This window comes from Acidocella sp. MX-AZ02, assembly GCF_000306035.1.
GTDB lineage: Bacteria > Pseudomonadota > Alphaproteobacteria > Acetobacterales > Acetobacteraceae > Acidocella > Acidocella facilis.
This window is the reverse complement of the sequence record NZ_JH976210.1, coordinates 137,849-146,795: the sequence shown is the minus strand read 5'-3', so window position 1 is coordinate 146,795 and position 8,947 is coordinate 137,849. Positions and strand designations below refer to the sequence as shown.

Sequence of the window (8,947 nt, the reverse complement as noted above, 5' to 3'; positions counted from 1 at the left end):
CAGAGAATTTCAAAAATCTTGATCAGGACATGATCGTGCCGGAAGGCGCCGCTGCCGATGAAGAGGCGCTCGCTCAGCCAGCCATGCGGCCCTTCCGGCGCTTCGAAGCGAGGCGCGCAGCGGAAATAATAGGCGGCCTCATCGACGCTCTCGCCCGCATCCAAACGCCGCAGCAGCGCCGCATCGGCGATGAACAGGCCTTGATTGCGGATATAGATCGGCGTGCCGTCCTCGGTCTGCAGCACGTAATGGGCGTCCAGCACCGAGCAGCCATTCGCGCGCACCCATTCATAATCCGCCCCGCCGGGCAGCACGCGCCCTTGCAGGCGCGGCCCGCGTACCCATCCGCCAGTAATCGGGTTGATGCGCCTATGCCCGTGGCGGCCGGGTCCGCCATCCAGCGGGGGGGCGAGCGCGGCGTTGATCTCGAAAGCGAATTCCAGGCGTGGATCGTTCATCAGTCCAGGTATCCTTGTGGTGAAGTTTACAAAGACATGCGGCGGGGCCGGCATGCGGCCCCGCCGGTGCGGCCCGTGTGAGTCGGATTTTGTTTGAGCGCGCGGCTTGATCCGATCAAACGACGAGGTTTGACCGGATGGTGCTCAAAACAAAATCCCCGCCTCAAGCAGGCCCTGCACCACGTCGCGCCCCCCGGCCTGATTGCCGAAGGCGCCAATCTGCCCGTTGCCGGCATAGGAGCCGTTGAGCAGATGCATGTAGCCGGCGGAGGCGCGGATGAAGAGATCCTTATGCTGCCAGCTTGGGGTGATGGCGAAGCCCGCCCCGCGCGCGCCTGGCGCGATGAACCATGTATCCGGCCCGTTGCTGGTGAAATATTCCGCAAATCCACCGATCTCGTACGGCGTGTTGGCAATCGGGTAATCCGCGAACAGGGCGGCGCCGAACATGCTGGAGAATTTGCCCATCGCGGCGGAGCCTGGCTGGACCAGCCGCGCATCCGCCTTGGCATATTGATACTGGATTTCCGGGGTAAGGCTCAGCGCGCCGTCGCTGAATGTATAATAGGCGCCGAACATCTGCGAATTGGCATAGTTCGCGCCGAAGGTGCCAACCGTGGCGAAATGCGCGGGATCTCCATAAGAGCCGGTGCCAGCATAGGTTTTCGCGTTCAGCCCCACCCGCCCGAGCGCCCCCGCATAATAGGCGGCGATGGATTGCCCGTGCGGCAGCTGGTAGGTGGCCACCGCCTGCACCGTGTTGAACACCCCCGTCTCGTAGCCATCCCCCCAGGCGATCGTGGCATTCAGCGCCTTGCTGGCATAATTCAGCTCGGCGCCACGAAACATCGCGCTTTGGGTATAAAACAGCGCGCTGGTGAACAGATTGGAATTATACCAGTCCGTGCCGGCTTCGAATCCCTCCAGCGAGATCAGCTGTCCGGCGGAGAGTGTCACCGGGCTACCCGGCGGGGCAATGGTCAGATAGCCGTAATAAAGCGGTCCCGTCGCCAAGCTGTTGACGCTGGCCTGAATCGGCGCGCTGCCCAGCGGCATGGCGCCGGTATTGGCCCCGATGGCGAGGTTGAACTGCACCAGCCCGGCCGGTTTCTGCAGCTCGATCAACGCGTTCGCCAGCCTGGTGCCGGTGATGTTGTTGCCGTTAAAGGCCGCGTGGCTGGTGCCGCTCTGCACGAAGCCATACCCATCCGCGCCCCCGGAAAGAGTGAGATTTCCCAGCCAGGCGCCGTCAATTTCGATACCCGCCGGGGGGGTGAGCGCCATCGCGCCACCGGCCATTGCCAGCCAGCCGCAAAGCCCGGCCACGCCAACCTTGTATAAATCCATTTTCGAGGCTCCCATTCTTTTCGTGCGCGGGATCTATCCGCGCTTTGTTTCGCTGAGGGCGGTGGGATGCGTCCCACTGCAGCGTGCAGAATGGCAGGGGCATGACGCGGGAATGAACACCGGCGCATGCCAAATTCTTGTCAAACAGCGCCAAACGCGCTGATCCTCCGCCCAGCTTTGTTTTGGCGGAATTTTTATGTGTTGATCGTGACGCTGCCGCGCCCGGCCAAACACGCGCTGCGCGCATTATCACCCGGCCGCGCCGTTGGGCGGCCGGGTGATGATGTCAAGGATTGTCGCCGGCTCAGGATTCGGCAGGCAGCAAGCCCATCGCCTGGCGTTCGAACAAGCGCCGATAGATGCCGCCCTCACGCGTCAGCAGCGCCTCGTGCGGCCCTTCCTCCGCCAGCCGGCCGCGATCGAACACCAGGATCCGATCCAGTGCGCGCACGGTGGAGAGGCGATGCGCGATGACGATGACGGTGCGGCCGGTCATCAGCCGTTCCATCGCTTCCTGAATCAAAGCCTCGGATTCGGAATCCAAGCTGGCCGTCGCCTCGTCCAGAATCAGGATCGGCGCATTCGCCAGGAAGGCGCGGGCGATGGCGACGCGCTGGCGCTCACCGCCGGAGAGCTTCACCCCGCGCTCGCCGACCAGGGTCTGGTAGCCGCGGGGCAGCCGGGCGATGAACTCATGCGCGTTGGCGAGCCAGGCGGCCTGCTCGATCTCCGCCAGGCTGGCGCCGGGCCGGGCATAGGCGATGTTATCCGCCAGCGAGCGATGAAACAGGATCGGCTCCTGCGCCACGATGGCGAGATTGGCGCGCAGGCTGGCCTGACGCACGGCGCGTATATCCTGCCCGTCGATCCTGATCGCGCCGGCGCTGACATCGTGCAGGCGCTGCAACAGCTTGACGAAGCTGGTCTTGCCCGAGCCGGAATGGCCGACCAGCCCGACACGCTCGCCCGCCGCGATGCGCAAGGAAAAATCCTCGAAAAACGGCAAGGCGTGCGGCCCGTAGCGGAACCCGACACGATCGAAAACGATCTCGCCATTGCCGATGCGGATGGGCCGCGCGTCGGGCGCATCCTCCACCCCCAGCCCTTGGCTGTGCAGCGCCACCAGCTCCTCCATATCGTTGACGCCGCGCTGCAGATTCGAGATGTGAAAGCCGATATCGCGCAGATAGCCGTGGATGACGAAGTAGGCGGTGAGCACCGTCGCGATGTCGCCGGGCGAGGCGCGGCCGCTCCACCAGAGCCAGACCGCGAGCGAGGTGACGCCGGTGCGCAGCAGCAGCAGCGCCACGCCCTGGATGGTGCCGGAATTGGTGCCGCGGATCCAGGTGCGGCGGGTGCGCGCGGCCCATTTCGCCAGCACACCGCGCAGAATTTCGTCCTCACGGGCTTCCGCGCCGAAGGCCTTCACCACCGCGTTGCAGGAAATCGCATCCGCGAGGGCGCCGCCGACCCTTGTATCCCAGCGATTGGAGAGTTGCGCCGCAGGCGCCACCCAGCCAACCGAGAGCGAGGTGGCCAGCACGATATAAAGCAAGGCGCCGCCGGCCAGCAGCCCGCCCATCACCGGCCAGCGCCAGCCTAGCACCGCGGCAGTGCCCCCCAGCACGCACAAGGCCGGCAGCAGCGCCACCAGCAGCGTATCGTTCAGCATGTCGATCGCCCACATGCCGCGGGTGATCTTGCGCTGGACCGAGCCGGCGAAGCTGTTGGCGTGCCAGTCCGATGAGAAACGCTGCACGCGGTTAAAGGCCTCCTGCGCGGATTCAGCCATGTTGCGTAGGCTGAGCGCGACCACGCCGCGAAACACGATATTGCGCAGCAGCGTCTGCGAGGCGCCGAGCCCGGCCATGATGCCGACCGTCACCAGCGCCGCGTGCGCTTCGCGCAGGCGCGGCCCGGTGGCGGCGACATCGGTGACCAGCTTGCCGGCGAAAAGCGGCATCAGCACGTCCGTCAGCGTCGCGCCGATCATCGCCGCGACGATCATCGCGACGAGCCAGGCATGGCGGCGCCACAGACGCAGCAGAAATAACAGCACGCGGCCCATCGGGCGCGCGGAATTCTTATCGATGAGAGACACGGTTGCTCCCGGCCCTGAACGGACCGGCCTTCCGGCTGAATGAAATGAAAAAGAGAAAAAGGGCGGAGAAAAAGGCCGGCTATACGCCGGCGCGCGCGCCATGGGCGGAGGGATAGAGAATAAATGATTTCATCAGCCCCTCCTTTAAAAAATTCAAACGGGTTCGGTTGAGTAGCAGCGGGACACCGGCACTGTCCAGGATTTTTTTGCACCGCAACTAAATTTTTCCGGCGCCGTTGGTTTCAAAAAAGCCGAGGCAAAAATTGCAATAAATCTGAAACCACATATTTGGATTAAAATGTCGCGCGCGCCGCTGCCCGCGACCGATGATTTTTTCCGGCCGATGATCGACGGAATCATCCTCAAAACAACGTTAATTGGCCATGGCACTCTGCAACGTCGCGATGGCGGCGAGCAGCGTGGTGCGGGCCTGGATTTGCGACAGCGCCGCCTGCGCCGCCTGGGTCTGGGCGGTCAACACCGTGGTGTAATCCACCGCGCCCAGCCGGTATTGCGCGGCGGCGAGATGGTAGGCGCGATCCGCGGTTTGCGCGGCGGCGCTGGCGCGGGCCAGCGCGTCCTGGCCATTTTGCACCGCGCTCAACGCATCCGCCGCCTGGGCAAAGGCGTTGAGCACGGCGCCATGATAGGCGCTGAGCGCCCCGGCGAGCTGCGCTTGCGCCGCTTGCTTATGGGCGCGCAGCGTGCCGCCTTCGTAAAGCGGCGCCAGCAAATTGCCGGCGAGCAACCAGAAGGCCGAGCTGGTGTTGAACAGCGCGCTGGTAAGCTCGGCGGCATAGCCGCCCGTGGCCGAGAGGCTCAGATCCGGATACATATGCGCGACCGCGACGCCAAGCGCCGCGTGCTGCGCCGCCACCTGCGCCAGGGCGGCGCGGATATCCGGCCGGTTTTGCAGATAGGCGCTCGGCAACACCACCGGAATGTTCGCAGGCAACGCCAGCTCGGCGAGGCGCGGAACAGGCACTGTGAATGAGGCGGGCAGGCTCCCGGTGAGCACCGCCAGACGGTCGCGCTGCTGCTGCGCCTGGGTGCGCAGAGCCGGCAGGCTCGCCTGGGTGGCAAGGATGCTGCTCTGCTGCTGCAGGACATCGAGTTGCGGAATCGCGCCATCCGCATATTCGCCTTGCAGCAAGGTGAGCAGGCGCTGCTCACTGGCGATGATGCGGCTGGTGGTCTCGATCTGCGCCTCGTCCCCCGCCAAAGCGATGGCGGCGGCGGCGATGTTGCCGGTGACGCTCTGGCGCGCCACGTCCAGCTCCGCCGCCTGGTAGGCGGCCAGCGCGGCGCCGTTGGCGAAGGTGAAATGCCGCGCCCCGAACAGCCCGGGATCGTAACTGATCTCGCCGGCCAGGGTGTAGATCGTATAAGGCGGATAGCCGTTCGGCCCGGTCGGGTAGGATTGCCGGGAGATGTCCGGATAACCGGATGGCCCCAGCACGAGCTGCGGCAGAAAGGCGCCATCGGCCGCCCGTGCATCGTCGCGCGCCGCCGCCAGGGCGGCGCCGGCCTGGGCGATATCGCTGTTGGCGCGCAGGCCGCTTTGCTCCAGCCGGTCCAAAGCGGGGTTGTCGAAGATTTGCCACCACGCGGTGGGCAGGGCGGCCACCTGCCCGCCCTGCCCCGGCAGATAGGCGCTGACCTTCACCGTCACCTCCGGCGCCGGCAATTTCGGGGCGCATCCGGCCAGGGCCAGAGCGAGCAGCAGGAGGATGCGCTTAGCCCGCATGGCGCCGCCGGTGGAGCAGGCAATAGAGGGCCGGCACCGCGAACAAGGAGAGCAGGAAGCCCCCGCCCATGCCCGTCGCCAGCACTGCGCCGAGATCGTAGCGGATGGTGGCTTGCGGGCCGGAGGCCAGCAGCAGCGGCACCGCCCCGCCCAGCAGCGCCAGCGTGATCATCAGGATCGGCCGGAAGCGCAGCCGCGCCGCGCGCAGCGAAGCGGCGCGGGTGGGCAAGCCAAGCGCCGCGCCCTCATGCGCCACCTGCACGAACAAAATGCCCTGACGCGCGATCAGCCCCCAGACCGTCAGCAGCGCGATCTCGGTGACGATGTTCAATGTCGCCCCGCCCGCCAGGCACAAAATCAGCGGCCCCAAACTGGCCAGCGGCACGGTGGCGATGACCACGAACGGGTCGCGCAGGGAGCGGAATTGTGCTGCCAGCAGGAAGAACAGCCCGGCCAGGCCGAACGCGAACAGCTTGGCATTCTGCGCATTCGCCTCGCGATAGGTTTCCGACGGACCGCTATAGCCGAAGCTGAGATCGCGCGTGGGCTGCGCCGCGAAGGCGCGGCGCAGAGTCCCCAGCGCCCGGCTCATCGCCACCCCGGCATAGGGCTGCGCCTGGATATTGACGCTGGGCAGACCCTGCCAGGAGCCGAGCGCGTTCGGCAGCTCCTCCCCAACCAGCGATGCCACGGTGCCCAACGGCAGGCTGGTGCCCGCCGCCGTGGGCACCAGCAAGGCCAGCAAGGTGGCGGGCCGCAGCCGGTCGGGCAGCGCCAGCGTGACGTTCAACGCGTCGCCCCGCACCTCCACCTGGCCGAGCTGGGCATGCGAGAGCGCGGCGCTGACCACCTCGTCGATATCCGCCTCACGGATGCCGAGCCGGGCGGCGAGCAGCCGGTTGATCCGCAGCCGGTACTGATATTGCGGCTGGCCGGGCGAGATCTGCACGAAATCGAAATCGCCGCTGGCATAGGCGGCGCTTTGCATTTTGGCGGCGATGGCGAGCAGCCGCGCGGCGCTGGCCTGGCCGGAGATATTGACGGACACGGGCAGATCCTGCGCGCCGGGCAGGCCGGTATCTTGCGAGACATAGGCGGCCAGGCCCGGCAGGGCGGCGAGCGCGCCGGACAACCGGGCGACGGCCCGCGCCGCCTGGCCGGGTGTTGCGAAGGTGTAGCCGCCGAAAATCGCGTGCTGGGACTCCACCGCCACCAGCCAGTCCGGCATGCCGGGATAGAGCCGGTGCAGCAGCGCCTCCATGGTCAGCGCCTGGGCGTTGAGATAATCCTGCGAGGCGCCATTCGGCCCGGCGGCGTAGATATTCACATCCAGCCCATCGGGCGCGGGGTCGAGATTGCGCGGGGCGAATGCCGCCAGCACCGCGCAGCCTGCCACCGCCAGCAGCACCAGCGCCGCGACCAGCCCGGTTCTGTCCAGCAAGGGCGTGAGCCGGCGGACATAGGCATCGCGAAGTTTATCCAGCAGCCCAGCACCCGGCTTGTGCACATAAGTCCGGCTCGCCCACATCGCGATGCTGGGGACGATGCCCAGCGCCACCGCCAGCGAGACCAGGAAGGCCGAGATCAGTACCAGCGCGAACGGCCGGAACAAGGCGGCGGTGAGGCCGGAGAGAAAGCCCAGCGGCAGAAAGGCGACCACCAGCGTCGAGGAGATCGCCGCCAGCACCGGCGCGAGCCGGGTGATGGCCAGCTCCGCCGCCTCACGCGCCGGCGCGCCCTCGGCGGTGCGGCGGAAAATATCCTCGACGACGACGATGGCGTCATCCACCACCAACCCCACCGCCAGCACCAGCGCGATGATGGTGAAGAGATTGAAGCTCTGCCCGCAGACGCGCATCACCAGCCCGGCGCCGAGCAGGGACAGGAAGATGGCCAGGAACGGCGCCGCCGCCGCGCGCAGGCTGCCCAGCGCGGCGACGGTGATGGCGCCGACCAGCAGGATGGTGACCAGCAGCGTCATCGCCAGATCGCGCAGCGATTCCGAGACGCCGATCGATTGATCATAGCTGACGACGAGCTTGACCCCCGGCGGCATCATCGGCTGCAGCGTGCCCACCAGCCGGCGCAGCTGCGCCGCGACCGTGATGATATTGCCGCCCGGCGCCACCCCGGCGGCGACGTAAACGCTCGGCACGCGGTCCCACCAGGCCATGCCGCCACTATCGGTAAAGCCGATCGCGGCCTTGGCGACATCGCCCAGCCGGGTGGTGCCGCCCGCCCCGGCTCCCAGCGGCAACGCCGCGAGAGCGCCCTGGCTGGTCAGATCGCCACCGGTATTCACCGGCATCGCGGCGGCGCCGTCGCGCAGCGTGCCGGCCGCGGCGACGGTGCTGGCCCCGGCGAGGCTGCGCGCAACCTGCGCCGTGGTCAGGCCCTGCGCCAGCAGCCGCAGCGGATCGGCCGTGACCAGCAGCGCCGGGGGGGAGGAATAAAGCGTCACCGGGCCGATGCCCGGCACCGTCTCCAGACGCGGCACGATATTGCTGATGGTAAAGGCGGTGACCTCCGCCGCGCTCAGGCTCGGCGGAAACAGCACCGAGATGTTGAGTTCCTGATTGGCATTATCGTCACCGACGATTTTCAACGACGAGGGCTGCACCGCCGCCGGCAGATTATCCCGCGCGGCATTGGTGGCGGCGAGGATTTCCGCGAACACCGTATCCGCCACCGCGCCGGGGGCGAGGAAGGCGTTGATGTCGGCATTGCCCGGCTGGGTCGAGCCGGTGACATACTGCACCCCGGCAATGGCCGAGACCGCGTTTTCCAGCGGCAAGGTGACGAATTTATCCACCGTCGCCGCGTCGGCGCCGGGAAAATTGGTTGAGATATCGATATAGCGCGGCGGGATCACCGGGCTGGAGCGCACCGGCAGGCTGACCACGGAGGCCAGACCGAACAGCCCCAGCGCCGCCGCCGCCAGCCCGACCAGCACCGGCTGGCGCAGCAATTTCACCCAGATATTCAAGGCGTTTGCGGGCTCACGCGCTGGCCATCGGTAAGCCGGAAGCCGCCGAGTGCGACGATGCGCTGCCCGCTGCCGAGACCCGGCGCCTGAATGATGCTGTCATCCCCCACCCGGCCCAGGATTTTCACATAGAGGCTGTGCACCACGCTGCCGCCCTGGCCGGGCGAGAGCACGAAGACGTAAGGCCCCAGCATGGAATCAGTGAGCGCCGTGCTGGGCACCTGGAGCGCGGCAAGGGGCGCGCCGGTGGCGATCTCGACCACCCCATTCATGCCGGAGAGCAAGGACGGCGTCTCGCCATCCAGCCG

The 8,947-nt window shown here is 66.8% G+C and carries 7 protein-coding genes; all 7 read right to left on the bottom strand.

The features are described from left to right. On the bottom strand, positions 1-458 hold a 458-nt coding region (locus MXAZACID_RS15370; RefSeq protein WP_008495412.1), incomplete at its 3' end, for a DUF3237 domain-containing protein. Between the two features lie 144 nt (positions 459-602). Continuing rightward, complete coding sequence (locus tag MXAZACID_RS15365) at positions 603-1,805, bottom strand: outer membrane beta-barrel protein (RefSeq protein ID WP_008495411.1); 1,203 nt, start codon at positions 1,803-1,805, stop codon at positions 603-605. A 304-nt stretch (positions 1,806-2,109) separates the two neighbouring features. Further along, positions 2,110-3,873 carry an ABC transporter ATP-binding protein gene (locus MXAZACID_RS15360; RefSeq protein WP_008495410.1) on the bottom strand — a complete coding sequence of 588 codons (1,764 nt, stop codon included), beginning with the start codon at positions 3,871-3,873 and terminating at the stop codon, positions 2,110-2,112. Positions 3,874-4,059: 186 nt separating this feature from the next. Then, entirely contained in the window at positions 4,060-4,266 is a 207-nt protein-coding gene (locus MXAZACID_RS19460) for a hypothetical protein (RefSeq protein WP_168118451.1), read from the bottom strand. 13 nt (positions 4,267-4,279) lie between these two features. Then, positions 4,280-5,653, bottom strand: a complete 1,374-nt coding sequence (locus MXAZACID_RS15355) for an efflux transporter outer membrane subunit (protein ID WP_008495409.1) — start codon at positions 5,651-5,653, stop codon at positions 4,280-4,282. Further along, positions 5,643-8,639 carry an efflux RND transporter permease subunit gene (locus tag MXAZACID_RS15350; RefSeq protein ID WP_008495408.1) on the bottom strand — a complete coding sequence of 999 codons (2,997 nt, stop codon included), beginning with the start codon at positions 8,637-8,639 and terminating at the stop codon, positions 5,643-5,645. The genes MXAZACID_RS15355 and MXAZACID_RS15350 overlap by 11 nt, the downstream gene beginning before the upstream one ends. Continuing rightward, positions 8,636-8,947 (bottom strand): RND family efflux transporter MFP subunit (locus MXAZACID_RS15345; protein ID WP_008495407.1); only part of this gene is annotated, 312 nt, incomplete at its 5' end. The genes MXAZACID_RS15350 and MXAZACID_RS15345, both read right to left, overlap by 4 nt.

Coding starts and splice junctions, on each gene's coding strand:
- MXAZACID_RS15360 (WP_008495410.1), bottom strand. CDS start 3,873: ATGGGCCGCGTGCTGTTATTTCTGCTGCGTCTGTGGCGCCGCCATGCC.
- MXAZACID_RS15355 (WP_008495409.1), bottom strand. CDS start 5,653: ATGCGGGCTAAGCGCATCCTCCTGCTGCTCGCTCTGGCCCTGGCCGGA.
- MXAZACID_RS19460 (WP_168118451.1), bottom strand. CDS start 4,266: ATGATTCCGTCGATCATCGGCCGGAAAAAATCATCGGTCGCGGGCAGC.
- MXAZACID_RS15365 (WP_008495411.1), bottom strand. CDS start 1,805: ATGGATTTATACAAGGTTGGCGTGGCCGGGCTTTGCGGCTGGCTGGCA.